Below are 18,823 nucleotides of genomic sequence, written 5' to 3' on the forward strand. Positions count from 1 at the left end.
CCCGGACGACTGCGAGGACCGTAGCAGGAGCCGGAGCGGAGCAGCCGTACGGCCGGGGAGCCACGGAGCCCGCGCACCCGTGAGCTGGGACTCGGCTAGCCTTGCTGGACGATGAACCGCACAGATCAGCCCGCGCCGGCCCCTCGCCTGACCACTCCCTGGGGAGACGTCGACCTCGCCCGCTTCCCGGAGAACCCCCGCGACCTGCTGCGCGCATGGGACGCCGCGGACACGTACCTGCTGCGGCACCTCGCCGACACGGGAACGGACCTGACGGGCGCGGTGACGGTGGTGGGCGACCGCTGGGGCGCGCTGGCCACGGCGCTCACGGGGATCCCCGGCTGTACGCCGACCCTGATCTCGGACTCGTACCTCGGCCAGCAGGCGACGTACGCGAACCTGACCCGGAACGAGCACACGGGCACCCGCCTCCTCACCACGCAGGACACCCCTCCCGCGACCATCGACGTCCTCCTCGTCCGCGTCCCGAAGAGCCTCGCCCTCCTCGAGGACCAGCTGCACCGCCTGCGGCCCGCCGTGCACGCGAACACGGTGGTGATCGGCACCGGCATGGTGAAGGAGATCCACACCTCGACGCTGAACCTGTTCGAGCGGATCATCGGCCCGACGCGTACGTCGCTGGCGGAGAAGAAGGCGCGGCTCATCTTCACGGAGCCGGACCCGACGCTCGCCCCGGCCCCGAACCCGTGGCCGCACACCTACGAACTCCCGTCCGACATCGGCCCGTTGTCCGCCCGCCCGGTGGTCAATCACGCGGGCGTGTTCTGCGCGGAGCACCTCGACATCGGCACCCGTTTCCTCCTCCAGCACCTCCCGCGGGCCACGGACGCGCGCAGGATCGTCGACCTGGGCTGCGGCAACGGAGTCGTCGGCACGAGCGCCGCGCTCACCCACCCGAACGCGGACGTCCTCTTCACGGACGAGTCGCACCAGGCGGTGGCCTCGGCGGAGGCCACGTACACCGAGAACGTCGGAGACCGACCGGGCAAGGCCGAATTCCGCGTCGCCGACGGCCTCGCCGACACACCTCCCGGCAGCGTGGACCTGATCCTGAACAACCCGCCGTTCCACACCCACCAGGCCACGACGGACGCGACGGCGCACCGCATGTTCACCCAGGCCCGCGCGGCACTCCGCCCCGGCGGCGAGCTGTGGGTGGTGGGCAACCGGCACCTCGGCTACCACGTCAAGCTGCGCCGCCTGTTCGGCAACAGCCAACTGGTCACCAGCAACGCGAAGTTCGTGATCCTGAAGGCGGTCAAGCAGGAGCCTCGCGACCGGCGCGGCTGAGCGCGTTCAGGCGGACCGGACGACGTGGTGGATCGCGGCCGCGACGTCGACGGCGACATGGGTGGGCCGGTAGCCGTCCGCGGCCCAGGCCCGCCCACCCGAGACCCATACGCTCCGCAGCCCGAGCGCGTGGGCACCCGCGATGTCGGCATGGGGTGAGTCACCGACGACCCACGCCCCCTCCAGGGGAACGCCGACGGCGTCGGCGGCCGCCCGAAAGATCCCCGGATCCGGCTTCTTGTGACCGACGGCCTCGGAAACGGCCCACCCCTGAACAAGCCGGTCGAGCCCGCTGGTCCGCATCTTCGCCACCTGCTGAGCAGTACGGCCGTTCGTCACGATGCCGCAACTCCAGCCCCCCGCCCGCGCTTTGACCAACGCATCGCGAGCGTCCTCCGCCAGGACGACACGATCCGCACCACCCCCATCAAGAAGCGCACGAACGGCCGCGACAGGCACCACATCGCCGTACCTGTCCGCCATCGCCGCGGCGACTTCCCCACGCGCCGCGTAGCCACCGCCATCCAGATCCATCACCCATCCGACATCGACGGCGGCCAAGCCGTACTCGGCGAGGAAGTCCACGACGGCTGCACGGAATGCGGCATCTCGGTCGACCAGGGTGTTGTCCAGATCCAGCAACAGGAGCGGCAGCGGAAGCGGCATGACCGGAAGTGAATCACGCTCCGCAAAACCGAGCGCCGCCGCACGCTGTCGGCTGGTTACGCACGGGCCACGCCATGCCAGTACGCCGCGATCTTCGAGGTCTGCCGCACGATGCGGTCGGGTTGCGGCGGCGCAGGCCAGAACTGGAGGAGGTAGTGGTCGGCCGCATCGCCCTCCACACGCGTGTCAAGATCATGCCCACGGTCCATCCCCCGCCCGCTGTAGCGCACCCGGTAGTCGGTCTCCTCGAGTCCGAGCGGCCAGTCCCGCTCCCCGGCCCACTGCTGCAAGCAGGAATCGCCGGAGAGGGGCCGGAAGGACACCTCCACGATGTCCTCCCACACCGGGTCGACAGCGGGTTCACGGTCGTGGACTTCTACGGTGAAGCCCACATCCCCCGTGTGCAGTCCGGTGACCAGCCACAGAAAGCCCGGGACCGCCGCGCCGCACAGACCGGATGCCTGTCCGGCGAACGTCTCATCCAGATCCGGTTGGTCATCGTGATCGCTGACCACGTAGACCTGCCCATACGAAACATGAACCTCACCCGTAACCGGCCTGTGCACCAGGGCCCCTCCCCATACAGGCCGCCAGCGTCAGCGGCCATCGTGGCGTCATGCTAAGCGGCCCCACTGACAGTGCGAGGTGCTGCCACCTGCGGCCCATCCCGAGAGGCGCGACAGTGAAAACTATGAGTGCCTGAGTGGTGACGGGATGCGTATCCGTCACGTCTTCGTCTCACTCAAGGAGTCTTCATGAAGCCCATGATCAAGCTGGGTCTCACGGCAGCTGCGGCCGGCGTCGCCGTCCTCGGAACAGCTGGCATCGCCGCCGCCGACACCGACCCGTTTGGTGTGGCGCAGAATTCGCCGGGCGTCGTCTCCGGCAACGTGGCTCAGGTCCCGGTGCACATCCCGGTCAACGCCTGTGGCAACTCCCTCGATGTCGTCGGCCTGCTCAACCCGGCCTTCGGGAATGCCTGCTTCAACAAGTAGTGACGCAACGAAGCCCCCTCCGCCGCAAAGGCGGAGGGGGCTTCGTCGTTCGCCGGCCCTGACCCGCACCTTGTAGGAACGTCCCCCTCCGGGCCACGATGCCCGCATGAAGGGTGATCTTTTTGCGAGCGAGTACATGGTGCAGCCCGCCGTCGCGCCGGGCATGACCGTTCAGAACGCCAAGTCGATCCGGTATGTGATCGACGGCGAAATGCTGGCTCGGCAGGGGGCGATGGTCGCGTACCGGGGGAATCTGAAGTTCGAGCGGAAGGGGCAGGGCGTCGGCGGCATGCTGAAGCGTGCCGTCACCGGGGAGGGGCTTCCGGTGATGAAGGTGCACGGCCAGGGCGAGGCCTGGTTCGCGCAAGAGGCGCAGAACGTGTTCGTCGTGGACATCGAGCCCGGCGACGTGTTCACCGTCAATGGCCGCAACGTGCTCTGCTTCGACCCCACATTGACGTACGAGATCAAGACGGTGAAGGGCGCCGGGATCAGCGGCGGCGGGCTGTTCAACAGTGTCTTCACCGGGCACGGCCGGCTCGGACTCGTCTGTGAGGGCAATCCGCTGGTGCTGCCGGTCTCGCCGCAGCAGCCCGTGTACGTGGACACGGACGCGGTCGTCGGGTGGACCGCCGGTCTGCGTACCTCACTGCACCGTTCGCAGTCGCTCGGCTCGATGATCCGCGGCGGGTCCGGGGAAGCGGTGCAACTCATGCTGGAGGGCGAGGGGTTCGTGGTCGTACGGCCCAGCGAGGCGACCCCGCAGAAGCCGCAGCAGCACTAGCGCCGGTGTAGTCAGTGCTCCGGTACCTGACCAGTACCGGAGCACCAGCAGAGCGGGAATCGCTCAGACGATCAGGACCCGGCGCCCGCGCGTGTGACCCGCCTGGCTGTCGACGTGCGCCGCCGCGGCCTCGGCCAGCGCGTACGACCTCTCGACCGGGATGTGCAGCTTCCCCCGAGAGATGAGGTCCACGGCCTCGGCCAGCGCCTGCGGCACACTCCCGGCCGCGCCCGAGAACCGGACCCCGAACTCGGGCGCACCGAGGTCGGCGATGGAGATCACCTTCTGCGGGTCCCCGGTCAGCTCGACGAGTTCGCGGATCACGCCCGAGCCGGCCAGGTCGAACGCCGCGTCGACCCGGCCGATCCCCCGCACCCGCTCGACCCAGCCCTCGCCGTACGTCGTGGCGTGGGCGCCCAGGCCGCGCAGGTAGTCCTGGTTCGCGGCCCCGGCCGTACCGATCACCTTGATGCCGCGGTCGCGGGCGATCTGCAGCACAGCAGAGCCCACTCCCCCGGACGCGCCGCTGACGAGCAGTGTCTGCCCCGGCCGGACACCGGCCTCGCGGATGAGGCGCAGCGCGGTCTCCACCACGGACGGGTATCCCGCGGCCTCTTCGAACGTCAGCTCCTCGGGCATGCGGGCCCAAGCCGTCAGCACGGCGAACTCGGCGTAGGTGTCGATTCCTTCGCCGAACGCCCGGTCCCCGACCTCGGCCCCTTCGACGCCCTCACCGACCTCGTCCACCACCCCCGCGGCGTCAAGGCCGACCCCGGAGGGCAGTTCGATCGGATGGGCCCCCAGCACCTGCCCCTCGCGGATCCTCCAGTCGACGGGGTTCACGCCGGCAGCGCGCACGGCGATGCGTATCCGGCCGGGGCCCGCATGGGGATCCTCGGCGTCGATCAGGTGCAGCACGTCAGGGCCGCCGAACTCGGCGAAGCTCACTTTTTTCATGCGGCCGACCGTAACACTAACCGTTAGTGTTTCACGACGGTTAGTTTTTTATAGCTGTTGTTCTTTTGCATCTGCTAGCGTTCGAGCATGACCGAGCCGCCGTCCGGACGTCGCGAGCGCAAGAAGGCCGCGACCCGCCAGAAGATCGCCGATAACGCCCTGCGGCTCTTCCTGGATCGCGGGTACGACGCGGTGGGCATCCGCGACGTGGCCGCCGAGGCCGACGTGGCCGTGACCACGGTCTTCTCCCACTTCGCCTCGAAAGAGGCCCTGGTCTTCGAGCAGGACCAGGACTTCGAGCAGCGCCTCACGCGGGCAGTCAACGACCGGGCGCCGCACGAGCCCCTCATCCCCGCACTGCGCCGCGAGATCGAGGCCCTGGTCCGGCACTGCACAGCGGACAGCTCCGCCCCGATCTGGCAGATGATCGAGTCCTCGCCGGCCCTGCGGAAGTACGACGAGTCGATGCGGCTGCGCCACGCGGAGTCGCTGGCCGCGGCCATCGCCGCCGACCCCGACCTGCCGCACACCGCCACGGCCTGCCGGACGATCGCGAGGTTCGTGATCGACGCGTTCGCGCTGGCCCGCGAGGCGGCCGAGCCGGACGGCGCACTCGACGAGATCTTCCGGATGGTCGAGGCCGCCTGGGAGGCCGGCCGCCCCGCGACCGACGCCGACACCGACGCCAACACCGATACCGACACCGGCGCTAAAGCGACGGCCTGAGGGTCACCCTAGAAGACGTGCGGCGTCGCGTTCGCGTGTTCCTCCACCGCGATCCGCGCCAACTTCGTCAGCATCATTCCGTTGCGGACCGCCACCAGATAGTCCACCGGGAGCCCGTGCATCCGCGTGCCCGGGCCCCTGAGCGGGTGCCAGTCGAGGACGAAGAGGGTGTGCTCGGCCCACGGGATGAGGGTCATCGCGATGCGGGCGGCCCCGAACGGGTCCGCCTTCGCCTCGAGTTCGAGGCGCTGCTCCGGCTCGCAGATCCGGACCGTGCTGGTGTCGTCGAGGGTCAGCGGGCCGAGGCCGACCCGCACCTTGAGCGCGGCGCCCACATCCGGCCACGCGGGATCGACGTCGAGCACCTGCCGGGTTCCCGTCACCCACTCCCCGTAGCGGTATCCGTCCGAGAGCAGCGCCCAGACCTCGGAGGGTGAACTCAGGATCAGTCGACGGGTTCTGGCCATGGGGTCCGTCACGCTCCTGTTCCCGTGTTCCCAGCGGACACGGATGCCGTATTTCAGGACAAAACTAACAGCGGGCCCGCCCCCTCGCCCGAGGAGGCGGGCCGCGCCCGGATCGGTCCATCGGTCCCGAAGGACGCGTATACGTCGCGTACACACGGGGGCTCCGCGACAATTGCGCGATGACAGCGACGGCTGGTCCTACTCCCGACGCCGCCCCCGGCATCCGGCTCTCGTCGGCGCGCGGGCGGTGGATCCTCGCGTGCGTGGTGCTGGCGTCCGGGATGGCCATGCTCGACGGGACGGTCGTCAACGTCGCCCTCCCGACCATGGGACGCGACCTCGGCGCCTCCCTGTCCGCGCTCCAATGGGTCGTCAACGCCTACATGCTGACGCTGTCCGCACTGCTCCTGTGGGGCGGCGCGATGGGCGACCGGATCGGGCGACGGCGGGCGCTCGTGCTGGGTGTGGCGTGGTTCGCGGTGGCCTCCGCGGCGTGCGGACTCGCCCCGAACGAGGGCACGTTGATCGCGGCGCGGGCGCTGCAGGGGGTCGGCGGGGCGCTGCTGACCCCCGGGTCGTTGGCGCTGGTGCGGTCGGTGTTCCACCCCGACGACCAGGCCCGCGCGGTGGGCGCCTGGTCGGGTCTTACCGGCGTCGCGGGGGCGCTCGGGCCGTTCCTCGGTGGGTGGCTGATCGATGGGCCCGGGTGGCGGTGGATCTTTCTCATCAATGTGCCGATCGCCGTCGTCGTGCTGGTCATCGCCCTGCGCCACGTCCCCGAGAGCCGGGACGCCGCGGCCGCGGACGCCCCCTTCGACCAGGTCGGTGCCGTGCTCGCGGCGGTGAGTCTGGCCGGGGTGAGTTACGCGCTGATCGGGTCGTCGGGCGGTGCGTTCTCCGTGGCGGCCGGCCTCGCCGCGCTCGTCGGTGTCGCCGCGGGTGTCGCCTTCGTGGCCGTGGAGCGGCGGCGGGCCGCGCCGATGCTGCCGCCGTCGCTGTTCCGCTCACGCCTGTTCAGCGCCGCGAACGGGATGACGCTGTGCCTCTACGCGGGGATCGGCGGCATCCTGTTCATGCTGCCCGTCCAGCTTCAAGTCGCCCTGGGATACGACGCGTTGCAGGCGGGAGTGGCGACGTTGCCGGTGACCGCGATGATGCTGCTGCTGTCGCCCAGGGCCGGTGATCTGGCACGCCGGGTGGGGCCGACGCCGCCCCTGGTCGTGGGACCTGTCGTCGCCGCGGTCGGGGCGCTGCTCATGTTGCGGATCGGTCCGGGGTCTCCGTACGCGGCCGATGTGCTGCCCGCGGTCGCCGTCCTCGGGCTCGGCATGAGCCTCTTCGTGGCCCCGCTGACGACGACGGTGCTCGCGTCGGTGGAACCGGAGCACGCCGGCCTCGCCAGTGGCGTCAACAACACGGCGGCGCGGGTCGCACAGCTGCTGGTGGTCGCCGCGCTGCCGCTGGCCGTCGGCCTGTCGGGCGATGCGTACACGCGGCCCGAGTCCGTGGACACGTCGTTCCACCGGGCCGCGGCCGGCTGCGCCGCGCTGTTCGTACTGGGCGCCGCCACGGCGGCCCTGTTCATCCGGCCACGCTCGGTGCGCCCGCGCCTGGAGGCCGCGCCCCGCCCGCAGTGCCGGTCCCATCTCGGGGTCTCCGCACCGGCGTTGGAACCGGGCGACGAGCGGCGCCGGTAGGCAGGGCGCAGTCGTACGTCGGCCGCGGCCGCGAATTCGCGTGCACGCGGCGCCCGACCCTGATGGGATCATCCGTCGTGAACGATCATTTCCTCAGCGACCCGGACCTGACGGACAGGATGGAGCGGAACCTGGCGGAGCACGCCTGCCATCTGCATCGCGGCATGGACGGCGCGACCGTCACGGAGGCCGATGACCTCCTGATTGCCGACAGCGGCCTGGACGACGACACCTTCAACATCGTCGCCGCGGCCCGCTTCACCGACGGCACCTCGGCGGCACGTATCGCCGAGACACAGCGCGCGCTGGCTCGCACCGGGCGTCCGTTCTCCTGGTGGGTCGGGCCCGCCTCGACGCCACCGGACCTCGGCGCCCACCTGGCGGCGGCCGGTCTACCGACGGCCGAACGCGAGACGGCGATGTGGGCCGAGCTGGACGACACCCTGCCGGCGCCCGACGTGCCCGGACTGGACATCCAGGCGGTGGCCACGCCCGAGCAACTCGCCGACTACGCCGCCGTTCTCGCCGCGAACTGGACCCCACCCGCCGACACGGTCCGCCGCTTCTTCGCCCAGGCCTCACCGCAGGCCCTCGACCCGCGCTGTGAGGCCCGCTACCTGGTCGGCTACGTGGACGGCCGCCCGGTCTGCTCGGCCGAGATGTTCCACCACGCGGAGGTCGCCGGGATCTACAACATCAGCACGCTGTCCGCCCACCGCCGGCGCGGCTACGGCGGCGCCATGACCCTCGCCGCACTCCACACGGCCCTCGACCGGGGCCACCGCATCGCGGTCCTCCAGGCGTCCCCCGACGGCGAACCCGTGTACCGCAGGCTGGGGTTCCGCACCTGCGGCGAGTTCACCGAACACGCCGTCACGCCCTGACCCGGCCCCTCGAAACCATCACGGGCCGGGTGTGGGCGCCGGAGGTCCGTGACCTGCCCCTGCGGCAGTCGGCGGCGCTGTCGGACCCGGCGGGGCCGCCCCGACAACACGTAGCCGGCTGACGTAAGGTTCCTCCCCGCGGCCGCTGCCGCCCCACCCAATGTCAGGGCGCCAGCGGCCGTTGGTACGCCCCCCACCCACCCCGAAAAAGCGCGCCGGCACAGCACGGCGCCGCACTGACGATCCCGGAACGAGGCCCCCACCGTGACCGAGACCGGTACCCGACCCGCCGCCGCGGCGGACCTTCCGCCACCCTCCCTGTCGACGAAGCGGCGCCGCTTCCTGACCAAGCTGTGCGTGGTGATCGCGGGCGGCATGTTCATCGACGGGTTCATCCTCGGCAGCACGGGCGTCGTGATGCCGGCGATATCGAAGGACCTGGGCCTGTCGTCCGCCGGCGAGGGGCTCATCGCCGCGGCCGCGCTGCTCGGCATCTTCCTCGGCGGCCCGGTCGGCGGCTATCTGGCCGACCGGTTCGGCCGCAAATCGATGTTCACCATCGACCTCGCCCTGTTCCTGGTCTGCTCCGTCGCCCAGTTCTTCGTCACCGAGGCGTGGCAGCTCGTCGTGGTCCGCCTCGTCATGGGCCTGGCCATCGGCGCCGACTACTCCATCGGCTGGCCGCTGCTCGCCGAGTTCGCACCCGCCCGCCTGCGCGGCCGGCTGCTCGCCGTACAAGAAGTCGCCTGGTACGTCGGCTATCTCATCTCCTACGCGGCCGGCTACGCCCTGATCGCGTCCACGTCCGTCAGCTGGACCGTCATCCTCGGGCTCAGCACCGTCCCGACGGTCATCGTCCTGCTGCTCCGCCTCGGCACCCCCGAGTCACCGCGCTGGCTGATGAGCAAGGGCAGGACCGAGGAGGCCACCGCCCTGGCGAGCGAGTACCTGGAAGAGGAGGACCAGCGCGACCTCCACACCCCGGCGCCGCGCACCGGGGGAGGCTTCGGCCGGCTGTTCTCCCCCGAGTACCGCAAGGCCACGATCTTCGTGAGCGTCTTCTGGGTCTGCAACGTCACCCCGTACTTCGCCATCGGCGCCTTCGCACCGACCGTCCTGGAACACCTCGGCATCAAGGACGGCCTGACCGGCGCGCTGGCGATCAACGGGCTCGTGGTCGTCGGGTCGATGGTCTCCGTGCTGCTCATCGAACGCGTCGGACGGCGCAAGCTGGCCGTTCCGCCGTTCTGGATCTCCACCGTCGCCCTGGTCGTCGTCGCCTTCTTCTCGGGCACCTCCGCCGTCCTCGTCCTGGTCTGCTTCCTCGTCTTCTCCCTGGTGAACGCCGCGTCCACAGCGCTGTCCGGGGTGTATCCGGGTGAGGTGTTCCCCACGGAGATCCGCGGCGCGGGCGTCGGTTTCGCCACCGCCGTCTCCCGCGTCGGCGCCGCGGCCGGCACCTTCCTCCTGCCGCTCTCCGTCGACAGCCTCGGCACCTCCGTGACGATGCTCCTGGCGGCCGCCATCAGCCTGATCGGCGGCATCGTCTCGCACCGCCTGGCCCCCGAGACCAAGGGCCTGACCCTCAGCCAGGCCTGCGCCCCCGCGCAGTCGGCCTGAACCCGTAGCACCGCGACGACACGTCCCGGCTCCTGCTCGTCGGCAGGGAAGCGAAGAACCGCGACGAGCGGGAGCCGGGGCGTGAGCTCCACGTACACGCCAGAACCACGCCGGTTAAGTCTGTTCTGTCCGGTGTTCCAGGCGGTAGCTTTGACAAGAGGTCGCCCGAGGGAGGCTGATGCCATGCCGTGGTACGTCTGGCTGCTTGCCGCCGCGGGTCTTGGCGCCGCGGAGTTCTTCACGCTGACACTGGTCTTCGGGCTGTTCGCGGGTGCGGCCCTGGTGGCGGCGGTGGTCGCCGGCGTGGGTGTCGGCCTGCTCGGCCAACTCGTGGCGCTCGGGGTCACGGCGGCCGCGGGCCTGATCCTCGTACGGCCTGTCGTGCTGCGCCACCTGGCGCAAACGCCCCTCATCCGCGACGGCAGCGATGCTTTGATCGGCAAGCGCGCCGAGGTCATGCAGGAGGTCACCGCGACCCGCGGCCTGATCAAGCTGTCCGGGGAGCAATGGTCCGCCCGCACCCTCGACGAGAGCCACGTGATCCCCGTGGGGGCGCTGGTCGACGTCATGGAGATCGAAGGCGCGACGGCGGTCGTCTACCCCCGCGAGCTCCTGCCCTGAACCGAACGGCCGACCATCCAGCAACGGAGGAAGCGTGGACGCAATTGTCATCCCGATTCTGGTGGCGGCCATCGTCGTCATCTTTCTCGTGGCCACCTCCGTGCGGATCGTCCCGCAGGCCCGCCGCTACAACATCGAACGGTTCGGCAGATACCGCCGCACCCTGCAGCCCGGCCTGAACCTCGTGCTGCCGGTGGCCGACCGCGTCAACACCAAGCTCGATGTGCGCGAACAGGTCTATTCGTCCGACCCGAGGCCGGTCATCACCGAGGACAACCTCGTGGTGAACATCGACACCGTCCTCTACTACCAGATCACCGACCCCAGGTCGGCGGCGTACGAGGTGGCCGACTACCTGCAGGCGATCGATCAGCTCACCGTGACCACGCTGCGCAACGTCATCGGCAGCATGGACCTGGAGGAGACGCTCACCTCGCGCGAGGAGATCAACACCCGGCTGCGCACCGTCCTCGACGACGCCACCGGCAAGTGGGGCATCCGCGTCAATCGCGTCGAGATCAAGGCCATCGACCCGCCGAACACGATCAAAGAGGCGATGGAGAAGCAGATGCGGGCCGAGCGGGACAAGCGCGCGGCCATCCTGCACGCCGAAGGGGAACGACAGGCCAAGATCCTCACTGCGGAGGGCACGAAGCAGAAGGACATCCTGGAGGCACAGGGCACGCAGCAGGCCATGATCCTGCGGGCGGACGGCGAGGCCAAGGCGGTGGAGCGCGTCTTCCAGGCCGTCCATCGCAACAACGCCGACCCGAAGATCCTCGCCTATAAGTACCTCGAGACGCTGCCGCACCTGGCGAAGAGCGAGAACAACACGTTCTGGGTGATCCCGGGAGAGCTGACGGAGGCGGTCCGCTCCGTCTCCAGCGCCTTCGCCGACCATTCGACGATGGGGCTGCCCAAGAACGTGCAGGCCGAGGAGGCCGCCTCCGGCCACGCCGCCGACACCGCGGACGACAGCGGAACCCAGGAGATCGAGCCGGGCCCGCAGAACACCGCCGCCGCGGCCGCCGACGAGGTCGCCAAGCAGGCCGCCGCCGCGGTGAACAACGCGAAGGCCGAGGCGGAGGCCGCGCGGACGCCCCAGGTGCCGGGCCGGGGGAAGCCGTCCACGGACTGAGCGAGTCCAACTCGCCTGCTTCAGCGCGTAGTTGACTGCCCGATGTGGCGATCGACGTGATCCCCCTCCCCGACCATTCCTCACCGGTCGGTGTCCGGAGGTGGGACCGGCCGCTCCGACAGCACGGGTTCCGCGCGGAGTTCGGGCCCGCGCAGGCTCAGCAGCGCCTCGAACTCCCGCGTGCGGCCCGCCTGGTACGCGGCGATGCTCTCGGGGTCGTACTCGTAGAAGCCGGTGTGGTCCTGGAGGCCGCGGCGGTGGGTCGCCATGTTGTCCTCGACCACGGAGGGCGCGCGGAACCGGTCGCCGAGCTGGGCGGTGAGGTAGCGGGAGGCGTAGTACAGGATGTCCCCGCCGCCCCAGTCGATGAACTCCAGCGGGCCCAGCACGGAGAAGCGCGTTCCGAGGCCGGCGCGTACGGCGAGGTCGATGTCGGTGGCGGTCGCGACGCCCTCCTCGACCATGCGGGCGGCCTCGTTCATGACGAGGACCTGGAGCCGGGGCACGATGTAGCCGGCCGCGGGTCCGCACACGACCGGTATCTTGCCGATCCGCCGGAGCAGCCCGGTCATCCGCTCCACCTGCGCGGGGTCGGTACGGTCACTGCGGCTGACCTCGACGAGGGGCATGAGGTCGGCGGGGTTCAGCCAGTGGGCGTTCAGGACGCGGCTCGGGTCGTCGACGAGGTCGGCGATCTCGGTGACGAGGAAGGTCGACGTGGTCGAGGCGATGACCGCGTCGTCCGCCACGTGCGCGTCGACCCAGGAGAGGATGTCGCGCTTGACGTCGATGACCTCGGGCACGGCTTCGAACACCACGTCCGCGTCGGCGAGTTGGGCCACTGCGGACTCGCGGTCGCAGACGACGAGTTGGGGTGGCCGGCCGGAGTCGGCGTCGGCTCGCAGGCGTTCCAGGACCTGTTGCTCGGCCGCCTTCCGGTATGGCGCCCGGTCCTCGTCCGTCTCCTTGACGTCCGCGAGGGTGACGTCCATGCCCGCGGCCAGGAAGGCGCGCGCGATGCCCTGTCCCATGCGTCCGGCACCGACCACCACCACGTCGATGCGTTGCGTCGCTTCGGTGTGCTCCGTGTCCGTCATCCCGGCAACCCTTCGTGAAGCAGCTTGGTCAGTTCGGGACGGGTGAGCCGCGCCAGGCCGAGGGACTCCAGCGTGCGGCCTTCGGCGTACAGGTCCTTGCCGGTGCCGGCGGACGCGATGCTCAACAGGCCCTGTGCGACCGCTGTTTGGATGCCGGCCCAGCGTCCGACCGACACCAGGAACGACAGGCCGAGGCGGGTGTCCTCCAGCATGTACCGGTGGTCGAGCAGGTCGATCTTCTCCCGCCAGTCGCCGCTGTCTGTGAGCCGTTCGTGGGCCGCGCGACCGTACATCCACTCGTCGCCGTCCGTCGCGTAGTGGTCGGCGAGCGGGAAGTGCGGGGCGGCGTATCCGAGCGCCTCGCGGACCGCGATCCGTTCGGCGTCGAGGGCGTCGGTGACCCGGCGGATCGACGGCTGGGTCCCTTCGTTGTGGATGTCCCAGGACGAACTGTGCTCCAACGGACCGGCGTTCATGAGGATGAGCGGCGGATGGATCACCGGGCCCGCGTTCATGAGCGCGCCACTGAGGCTGTCCTCGACCGGTTCGACGGACGGGTAGGCCTCCCGCAGCACGCGGAACGCGGCGTCGGAGGAGCGGACCGGGAAGACGCCGGTGGGCAGCCGCGTCGCGTACCCGCTCACCACCACCTCGGCCGGTCCGTGCGTACGCGCCAGATAGGGCAGCGTGCCGGTCTCGGCGAGCGCGACGTCCGCCGTGTTGCCCGCCTCGGCCATCGCCTTGGCGAAGAGCAGCGTGCCGAAGGTACCCGGCGGCAGGAACACCACCTGGCCGTCCTGGAGCAGCGGTGCCACCCGGGCGGCCAGGTCCTCGTGCACGGTGGCCGGCAGCGGCACGACCACGAGTGTCGCGCCGCGTACGGCTTCCGCGAGGTCCGCGACGGGATGGATGGCCCCGGCGCGTGCCGTGTCGCTCACCGGTACGTTCCTGCTGCCGCGATGGTCGCGGACGCCGAGGGCGCCGAGGGCGCGCAGCGCGTCCAGGGCCATGGTGTCCCGGCGCCACCAGCGCACGGTGTGGGCGTTCTCCGCGAGTTCCGCCGCCGCGGCGAAGCATCCGTGTCCGCCGCCGAGGATGGTGATGTCCATGAGTGGTCCCGTTCCCTTCAGTTGAGCGTACGAAGCGCGGTTGCGCGGGTCGTGCTAGGTGGCGACGTTCGGCTCCTGTGCGATGGCGCCCGGTCCTTGGGCTGCGAGCCGTTCCTCGCGTGCGAGGCTCCGGCGGAAGTGTGCGCAGCCGCGCCACAGCAGCACGATGCTGCCGACCGAGGCGACGCCGTACACGAGCGACAGGGACGTGCCGATGCGCCCGGCCGATCCGAGCAGTTCGTCCGTGACCAGCGCGACCAGCGTGGTACCCAGGCCCACGGCGGCCAGGTTCGAGATGAGCAGGAAGACGGCGGACACCTGGGCGCGCATCTGGTTCGGGCTGAGCACCTGCATGGCGGCAGTGGACGCGGGCATCGGGAACGAGGCGAAGAACATCGTGACCGCGAGCAGCGCCAGCGACAGCCACAGGGGTCTGACGTGCGGGAAGACGATGACGGGGACGAGCATGCCGATCGCGCCGATGACCCCGGCGCGCATCGCTCCGTCCGGGTGCCCGAGCTTGGTGAGACGGTCGACCAGCCACCCGCCGAAGAGCACACCGGAGCCGTTGGCCAGCAGGACGACACCACCCAGCACATAGCCGACCTCGGTCGCGCTCAGCCCGAACGCGCGCATGTAGAAGGCCGGTACCCATGCCATGAGGCCGAGCAGCACCATCGCGTAGCAGGAGAAGCCCGCGTAGTGGCAGAAGAACGTCCGTGCGTGGCTGCGCAGGAAGGTGAACACATCGCGCATGGCCACCTTCCGTACGGCGCCCGCGGAGTCCCGTGCCAGCCCGCGCCGCACCGGGTCGCGGACCGTCAGCAGGAACACGAGCGCGACGAGTAGTCCGGGCAGACCAATGATGAAGAACGTCAACTGCCAGGCGTGCACGTCTCCGACGAGCGGCAGCGACACCCGGTCGACGTCCTTGAGCAGCCCGATGACGTACCCGCCGATGAAGAACGCGGCGCTGCCTCCGATGAACGAGCCGAGCGAGTAGATCCCGGCCGCCCGGCCCAGCCTGCTCTTCGGGTACATGTCGCTGAACATCGAGTACGCGGACGGGGTCAGCGACGCCTCGCCGACACCCACCCCGACGCGGGCCAGGAACATGTGGGCGAACCCCTTGCTCAGCCCGGAGAGCGCGGTGGCCAGGCTCCACAGCGCGATGCCGATGGAGATGATCACGGGGCGCGAACGGCGGTCGGCGAGCGCCGCGATGGGCAGTCCCATCACCGCGTACAGCACGGAGAAGGCGAGCCCGCTCAGGAGGCTGAACTGCGTGTCCGTCAGGCTGAGATCGCGCTTGATGGGCTCGATCATCAGCGACAGGGCCTGGCGGTCCACGAAGGACAGGACGTACGCGGCCGTACAGATGCCGACGATGTAGGACTTGTACCGCTCGGACATGCGGGGTTCGGGTTCGATTTCGGACAGCAGTGATGGCTCGGTCATGGGGCGGCGCCTCATCGGGTCTGGGTGGGGTGGTGCCCGGTACGAGATGGTGCTGGCCAAACGAGTTCAGAGGCTATCCACGCCCAACTCGCCCAGCCATCCCGGGAATCCCGGTGCGGAGTCGGGGATTTCCCGCATCACCTCGGCCGCCGACTGTCACCGCGGCGATGGGCGGTGCGGGAGCGGGTGCCTGGAGGTCCTAGAGTGGGGCCGGTCTTGAAACAGCAAGGAAATGGGGATCAAGTGGTCGACATGGCAGCCGCGGCGCGGAAGGTCTTCGACCGGTACGACGTCGACGGGGACGGGCAGTTGACTGCCGAGGAGTACCGGCAGGTCGTCGCGGAGCTCGGCGACACGGGCGTCACCGCGGAGGCCGCGCAGGAGCTCATCGACACCATCGACAGCGATGGTGACCGCAAGGTCTCGTTCGAGGAGTTCCGGGCCTCCATGGGGCTCTGACCCCGAGCCACCGCGTGTGCCCCCGGATCCGCGGATCCGGGGGCACAGGCATGTGTGCATCGGCAGGCACCGGACATGAAGGTGACTTGCGGTGCTTCAGTCGCTGGGAGTAGGTCCTGCGCCCGAGGCGCGCCTCGCACCTGCTTGGCTAGGGTCGGCCCTCATGGAGACCACAGGAATCGTCCGCCGCCGGACGGCGGAGCGCTTGCGCGACGCTCTGGGGCGGCTCGCCACCGAACGGGACGTATGGGTGTCGACGGCCCACCCCGATCACGGTCCGCACCAGGTGCCGCTGTGGTTCCTGTGGGACGGGAGCGCGGCGTGGCTGTGCACCGGCGCCGCGTCCGCGACTGCGCGCAACGTCCGCGAAGAACCGCGTGTGCACCTGTCGCTGCCGGACACCTTCGACGTACTGCTCCTCCAGGGTGAGGCGGAGTGCTTCCCTGACCAGGAGGTACCCGAGGGCGCGGCGGCGGCGTTCGCCGAGAAGTTCGGGTGGGATCCACGCTCGGAGGACGGCTCCTTTGTGTACGTACGCGTGGTCCCGCGGACCGTGCGCGCCTGGCGCGGCGAGCCGGAACTGCGCGGCCGGGTCATCATGCGCGACGGGATTTGGCTGGAATAGGGGCACCCTCTTCGTCCGGTTCGTCGGCCGCTTCGGCGCGTGGCCGGCGCCACCAGTGGTCGCGGCGCGGGTGCAGTGCCCGGCCGAGCCTGCGCCCGATGAGCAGATAGCCGAGGAAGGCGCCCGACGCGTTGAGGATCACGTCATCGATGTCGAACGCCCGGCCGGTGACCAGCAGCCCCTGAGCGACCTCGACGGTCAGCATCACCAACGCCGTCATGAGCACCACCCGGACGAAGCCCCGGGTGCGCGGGAAGAGCACCGGCAGCAGCACTCCGAACGGCATCCCGAGGACGACGTTCCCGCCGACCTGCTTGATCGTGTCGAGCCAGTCGGGCTGGTCGAAGTACACGCGGATCGAACTTCCCGGGTCCAGGTTGGTGTGCGTCAGCGATTCCGACATGGGGGACGGGACGAGGGTGGCCTTCGCCAGCCCGACGGCGAAGGCCACCATGCAGACGAAACCAACCGCCATGACGAGGGCGCGGACCAGCCGCCGCCCCCACGAGCGCCTCTGCGTGCGGGATTCGGTTTCCATGTGCCGTCGTTTACCACGGAGTCGGCGCCGCACACGCCCTGTGTACGGCCGGAATCCATCGGTCCACTGCGGACGCGGGTTTCACGCCAAGACCTTGACACGCTCACGACCACTTGTATGGTCTAGTCCAAGCAACGGCCGTTCTGCACAAGGGAGTTCACCCGCGCCATGCGTCGGGTGAACTCCCTCCTGCCCCACTTCGCGCCTCTTGGCCCCACCCTCGAGAGGCCGGCCCGAGCGTGCGCCCCCACTTCACGCACGCCCCGGGAAGACCTGAAGTGAAGGAGTACGCATGAACGCCAGAAGGAAGACCGCCGCGCTCATCGGCGCGGCCCTGGCCCCGGTCATCGCCGTCAGCCTTCCCGCCGGTTCGGCGAGCGCCCACGGCTACATCTCCACCCCGCCCAGCCGGCAGGCACAGTGCGCGGCAGGCACCGTCTCCTGCGGTGACATCACCTACGAACCGCAGAGCGTCGAAGGCCCCAAGGGACTGACGAGCTGTAGCGGCGGCAACAGCCGGTTCGCCGAACTCGACGACGACTCCAAGGGCTGGGTCGCCACACCGGTCTCCCGCAATGCCGCCTTCGAATGGAAGCTGACGGCGCAGCACGCCACCAGCACCTGGCAGTACTTCGTCGGCGGCCAGGAGATCGCCGAGTTCAACGACAACGGCGCGAAGCCGGGCGCCACGGTCACTCACCAGGTGGACTTCGGTTCACTGACGGGCCATCAAAAGGTCCTGGCCGTCTGGAACATCGCGGACACGACGAACGCGTTCTACTCCTGCATCGACGTGAACGTCGGCGGCTGAGCGAGCACCCCGGTACGGCGGCGCCGCGGGCCCTTCCCCCACGGCGGGCCCGTCCCGTCACGGCCGGCGGCGCCGTACCCCCCACCCCCACCACTCCCCCCTCGATCGGAGTGCTTTGCCATGCGCCTCCGCACGCTCAGTCTGCTGACCGCGACCGCGACCGCCGCCGTCCTCGGGTCCCTGACCCTGGCCGGCCCCGCGTCCGCCGAAAAGGTCGACGCGCAGGCCGACTTCGTCGTCAGCCAGGGCCAGTTCGACCAGATGTTCCCGGGCCGGAACTCCTTCTACACGTACGAAGGCCTGACCGCCGCGCTCAGCGCCTACCCGGGGTTCACCGGGACGGGTAGCGACACCGTACGCAAGCAGGAGGCCGCGGCCTTCCTCGCCAACGTGAGCCACGAAACCGGCGGACTGGTCTATGTCGTCGAGCAGAACACCGCCAACTACCCGCACTACTGCGACAGTTCACAGTCGTACGGCTGTCCGGCGGGCACCGACAAGTACTACGGACGTGGCCCGATCCAGCTCAGCTGGAACTTCAACTACAAGGCCGCGGGCGACGCGCTCGGCATCGATCTGCTCCACAACCCCGATCTCGTGCAGAACGACGCGGCCGTCGCCTGGAAGACCGGCCTCTGGTACTGGAACACGCAGAGCGGTCCCGGCACCATGACCCCGCACAACGCCATGGTCAACGGTTCCGGATTCGGCGAGACCATCCGCAGCATCAACGGCACCTTGGAGTGCAACGGGGCAAACCCCGGGCAGGTCCAGAGCCGTATCGACAACTACAAGAAGTTCAGCCAGATCCTCGGCGTCGACCCGGGCGCGAATCTGAGCTGCTGAGCCGAAAACAGGGT

At 69.8% G+C, this 18,823-nt stretch carries 21 protein-coding genes; 13 read left to right on the plus strand and 8 right to left on the minus strand.

Features of this window, described 5'->3' with window-relative positions; all coding sequences use genetic code 11:
- The first annotated feature begins 111 nt into the window (after positions 1 to 111).
- On the plus strand, positions 112 to 1,311 hold the full coding sequence (locus OHA73_RS03505) for a methyltransferase (RefSeq protein ID WP_327654125.1): 1,200 nt from the start codon (positions 112 to 114) through the stop codon (positions 1,309 to 1,311).
- Between the two features lie 6 nt (positions 1,312 to 1,317).
- On the opposite strand, the gene OHA73_RS03510 is transcribed toward OHA73_RS03505, so the two are convergent.
- Both OHA73_RS03510 and OHA73_RS03515 read right to left on the minus strand, forming a co-directional pair.
- The gene (locus OHA73_RS03510) at positions 1,318 to 1,977 is read right to left on the minus strand and encodes an HAD family hydrolase (RefSeq protein ID WP_327654126.1); all 660 of its coding nucleotides are present in this window, start codon (positions 1,975 to 1,977) and stop codon (positions 1,318 to 1,320) included.
- Positions 1,978 to 2,033: 56 nt separating this feature from the next.
- Positions 2,034 to 2,492 carry a hypothetical protein gene (locus OHA73_RS03515; RefSeq protein WP_327654127.1) on the minus strand — a complete coding sequence of 153 codons (459 nt, stop codon included), beginning with the start codon at positions 2,490 to 2,492 and terminating at the stop codon, positions 2,034 to 2,036.
- 240 nt (positions 2,493 to 2,732) lie between these two features.
- On the opposite strand from OHA73_RS03515, the gene OHA73_RS03520 reads away from it, so the two are divergent.
- Both OHA73_RS03520 and OHA73_RS03525 read left to right on the plus strand, forming a co-directional pair.
- Positions 2,733 to 2,972, plus strand: a complete 240-nt coding sequence (locus tag OHA73_RS03520; protein ID WP_323179649.1) for a chaplin — start codon at positions 2,733 to 2,735, stop codon at positions 2,970 to 2,972.
- Positions 2,973 to 3,078: 106 nt separating this feature from the next.
- Positions 3,079 to 3,756 (plus strand): AIM24 family protein, encoded by a 678-nt coding sequence (locus tag OHA73_RS03525; protein ID WP_327654128.1) that lies wholly within the window; start codon positions 3,079 to 3,081, stop codon positions 3,754 to 3,756.
- A gap of 63 nt (positions 3,757 to 3,819) precedes the next feature.
- Here OHA73_RS03525 and OHA73_RS03530 read toward each other — a convergent pair whose 3' ends face one another.
- Positions 3,820 to 4,713, minus strand: coding sequence for an NADP-dependent oxidoreductase (locus OHA73_RS03530; protein ID WP_327654129.1), 894 nt, complete (start codon positions 4,711 to 4,713; stop codon positions 3,820 to 3,822).
- Between the two features lie 87 nt (positions 4,714 to 4,800).
- Here OHA73_RS03530 and OHA73_RS03535 point away from each other — a divergent pair, with 87 nt between their 5' ends.
- The gene (locus tag OHA73_RS03535; protein WP_327654130.1) at positions 4,801 to 5,439 is read left to right on the plus strand and encodes a TetR/AcrR family transcriptional regulator; all 639 of its coding nucleotides are present in this window, start codon (positions 4,801 to 4,803) and stop codon (positions 5,437 to 5,439) included.
- An 8-nt stretch (positions 5,440 to 5,447) separates the two neighbouring features.
- Here OHA73_RS03535 and OHA73_RS03540 read toward each other — a convergent pair whose 3' ends face one another.
- Positions 5,448 to 5,906: an SRPBCC family protein gene (locus tag OHA73_RS03540; RefSeq protein WP_266717485.1), complete on the minus strand. Its 459-nt coding sequence runs from the start codon at positions 5,904 to 5,906 to the stop codon at positions 5,448 to 5,450.
- A 179-nt stretch (positions 5,907 to 6,085) separates the two neighbouring features.
- Between OHA73_RS03540 and OHA73_RS03545 the strand changes: the two genes are divergently transcribed.
- The 5 genes from OHA73_RS03545 to OHA73_RS03565 all read left to right on the plus strand — a co-directional run bounded on the left by OHA73_RS03545 (position 6,086) and on the right by OHA73_RS03565 (position 11,866).
- Positions 6,086 to 7,603 (plus strand): MFS transporter, encoded by a 1,518-nt coding sequence (locus OHA73_RS03545; RefSeq protein WP_327654131.1) that lies wholly within the window; start codon positions 6,086 to 6,088, stop codon positions 7,601 to 7,603.
- Between the two features lie 119 nt (positions 7,604 to 7,722).
- Positions 7,723 to 8,487 (plus strand): GNAT family N-acetyltransferase, encoded by a 765-nt coding sequence (locus OHA73_RS03550; protein WP_327658398.1) that lies wholly within the window; start codon positions 7,723 to 7,725, stop codon positions 8,485 to 8,487.
- A 264-nt stretch (positions 8,488 to 8,751) separates the two neighbouring features.
- Positions 8,752 to 10,107, plus strand: coding sequence for an MFS transporter (locus OHA73_RS03555; protein ID WP_327654132.1), 1,356 nt, complete (start codon positions 8,752 to 8,754; stop codon positions 10,105 to 10,107).
- Between the two features lie 183 nt (positions 10,108 to 10,290).
- Complete coding sequence (locus OHA73_RS03560; protein ID WP_266717480.1) at positions 10,291 to 10,728, plus strand: NfeD family protein; 438 nt, start codon at positions 10,291 to 10,293, stop codon at positions 10,726 to 10,728.
- Between the two features lie 34 nt (positions 10,729 to 10,762).
- Positions 10,763 to 11,866 (plus strand): SPFH domain-containing protein, encoded by a 1,104-nt coding sequence (locus OHA73_RS03565; protein ID WP_327654133.1) that lies wholly within the window; start codon positions 10,763 to 10,765, stop codon positions 11,864 to 11,866.
- An 80-nt stretch (positions 11,867 to 11,946) separates the two neighbouring features.
- Here the strand turns inward: OHA73_RS03565 and OHA73_RS03570 are convergent, their stop codons facing one another.
- Genes OHA73_RS03570 through OHA73_RS03580 form a run of 3 tightly spaced genes read right to left on the minus strand, consistent with a single transcriptional unit; the run spans position 11,947 to position 15,530 of the window.
- On the minus strand, positions 11,947 to 12,963 hold the full coding sequence (locus tag OHA73_RS03570) for a 3-hydroxyacyl-CoA dehydrogenase NAD-binding domain-containing protein (protein WP_327654134.1): 1,017 nt from the start codon (positions 12,961 to 12,963) through the stop codon (positions 11,947 to 11,949).
- Positions 12,960 to 14,072, minus strand: a complete 1,113-nt coding sequence (locus OHA73_RS03575; RefSeq protein ID WP_327654135.1) for an NAD/NADP-dependent octopine/nopaline dehydrogenase family protein — start codon at positions 14,070 to 14,072, stop codon at positions 12,960 to 12,962. Before OHA73_RS03575 ends, OHA73_RS03570 begins: the two co-directional genes overlap by 4 nt.
- 54 nt (positions 14,073 to 14,126) lie before the next feature.
- Positions 14,127 to 15,530, minus strand: a complete 1,404-nt coding sequence (locus tag OHA73_RS03580; RefSeq protein WP_327654136.1) for a spinster family MFS transporter — start codon at positions 15,528 to 15,530, stop codon at positions 14,127 to 14,129.
- A gap of 252 nt (positions 15,531 to 15,782) precedes the next feature.
- Between OHA73_RS03580 and OHA73_RS03585 the strand changes: the two genes are divergently transcribed.
- Positions 15,783 to 15,989, plus strand: a complete 207-nt coding sequence (locus OHA73_RS03585; RefSeq protein ID WP_266719140.1) for an EF-hand domain-containing protein — start codon at positions 15,783 to 15,785, stop codon at positions 15,987 to 15,989.
- A 163-nt stretch (positions 15,990 to 16,152) separates the two neighbouring features.
- Positions 16,153 to 16,614: a pyridoxamine 5'-phosphate oxidase family protein gene (locus OHA73_RS03590; RefSeq protein ID WP_327654137.1), complete on the plus strand. Its 462-nt coding sequence runs from the start codon at positions 16,153 to 16,155 to the stop codon at positions 16,612 to 16,614.
- Here the strand turns inward: OHA73_RS03590 and OHA73_RS03595 are convergent.
- Entirely contained in the window at positions 16,586 to 17,152 is a 567-nt protein-coding gene (locus OHA73_RS03595; RefSeq protein WP_327654138.1) for a VanZ family protein, read from the minus strand. The two genes, OHA73_RS03590 and OHA73_RS03595, sit on opposite strands and share 29 nt — an antisense overlap.
- A gap of 292 nt (positions 17,153 to 17,444) precedes the next feature.
- Between OHA73_RS03595 and OHA73_RS03600 the strand changes: the two genes are divergently transcribed.
- Together OHA73_RS03600 and OHA73_RS03605 are read left to right on the plus strand one after the other, a co-directional pair.
- A complete protein-coding gene (locus OHA73_RS03600) occupies positions 17,445 to 17,963 on the plus strand; it encodes a lytic polysaccharide monooxygenase auxiliary activity family 9 protein (protein ID WP_266717468.1) in 519 nt (172 codons plus the stop codon).
- A gap of 120 nt (positions 17,964 to 18,083) precedes the next feature.
- Entirely contained in the window at positions 18,084 to 18,809 is a 726-nt protein-coding gene (locus OHA73_RS03605; RefSeq protein WP_266717466.1) for a chitinase, read from the plus strand.
- Positions 18,810 to 18,823 lie beyond the last annotated feature (14 nt).

Source organism: Streptomyces sp. NBC_00483 (genome assembly GCF_036013745.1).
Classification (GTDB): domain Bacteria; phylum Actinomycetota; class Actinomycetes; order Streptomycetales; family Streptomycetaceae; genus Streptomyces.

Bases quoted from the DNA above. Each gene is read 5' to 3' on its own strand.
- OHA73_RS03550 (WP_327658398.1), top strand. From the start codon at position 7,723: ATGGAGCGGAACCTGGCGGAGCACGCCTGCCATCTGCATCGCGGCATG.
- OHA73_RS03590 (WP_327654137.1), top strand. From the start codon at position 16,153: ATGGAGACCACAGGAATCGTCCGCCGCCGGACGGCGGAGCGCTTGCGC.
- OHA73_RS03520 (WP_323179649.1), top strand. From the start codon at position 2,733: ATGAAGCCCATGATCAAGCTGGGTCTCACGGCAGCTGCGGCCGGCGTC.
- OHA73_RS03510 (WP_327654126.1), bottom strand. From the start codon at position 1,977: ATGCCGCTTCCGCTGCCGCTCCTGTTGCTGGATCTGGACAACACCCTG.
- OHA73_RS03595 (WP_327654138.1), bottom strand. From the start codon at position 17,152: ATGGAAACCGAATCCCGCACGCAGAGGCGCTCGTGGGGGCGGCGGCTG.
- OHA73_RS03535 (WP_327654130.1), top strand. From the start codon at position 4,801: ATGACCGAGCCGCCGTCCGGACGTCGCGAGCGCAAGAAGGCCGCGACC.
- OHA73_RS03600 (WP_266717468.1), top strand. From the start codon at position 17,445: ATGAACGCCAGAAGGAAGACCGCCGCGCTCATCGGCGCGGCCCTGGCC.
- OHA73_RS03580 (WP_327654136.1), bottom strand. From the start codon at position 15,530: ATGACCGAGCCATCACTGCTGTCCGAAATCGAACCCGAACCCCGCATG.
- OHA73_RS03540 (WP_266717485.1), bottom strand. From the start codon at position 5,906: ATGGCCAGAACCCGTCGACTGATCCTGAGTTCACCCTCCGAGGTCTGG.
- OHA73_RS03570 (WP_327654134.1), bottom strand. From the start codon at position 12,963: ATGACGGACACGGAGCACACCGAAGCGACGCAACGCATCGACGTGGTG.
- OHA73_RS03505 (WP_327654125.1), top strand. From the start codon at position 112: ATGAACCGCACAGATCAGCCCGCGCCGGCCCCTCGCCTGACCACTCCC.
- OHA73_RS03530 (WP_327654129.1), bottom strand. From the start codon at position 4,713: ATGAAAAAAGTGAGCTTCGCCGAGTTCGGCGGCCCTGACGTGCTGCAC.
- OHA73_RS03585 (WP_266719140.1), top strand. From the start codon at position 15,783: ATGGCAGCCGCGGCGCGGAAGGTCTTCGACCGGTACGACGTCGACGGG.
- OHA73_RS03605 (WP_266717466.1), top strand. From the start codon at position 18,084: ATGCGCCTCCGCACGCTCAGTCTGCTGACCGCGACCGCGACCGCCGCC.
- OHA73_RS03575 (WP_327654135.1), bottom strand. From the start codon at position 14,072: ATGGACATCACCATCCTCGGCGGCGGACACGGATGCTTCGCCGCGGCG.
- OHA73_RS03560 (WP_266717480.1), top strand. From the start codon at position 10,291: ATGCCGTGGTACGTCTGGCTGCTTGCCGCCGCGGGTCTTGGCGCCGCG.
- OHA73_RS03545 (WP_327654131.1), top strand. From the start codon at position 6,086: ATGACAGCGACGGCTGGTCCTACTCCCGACGCCGCCCCCGGCATCCGG.
- OHA73_RS03525 (WP_327654128.1), top strand. From the start codon at position 3,079: ATGAAGGGTGATCTTTTTGCGAGCGAGTACATGGTGCAGCCCGCCGTC.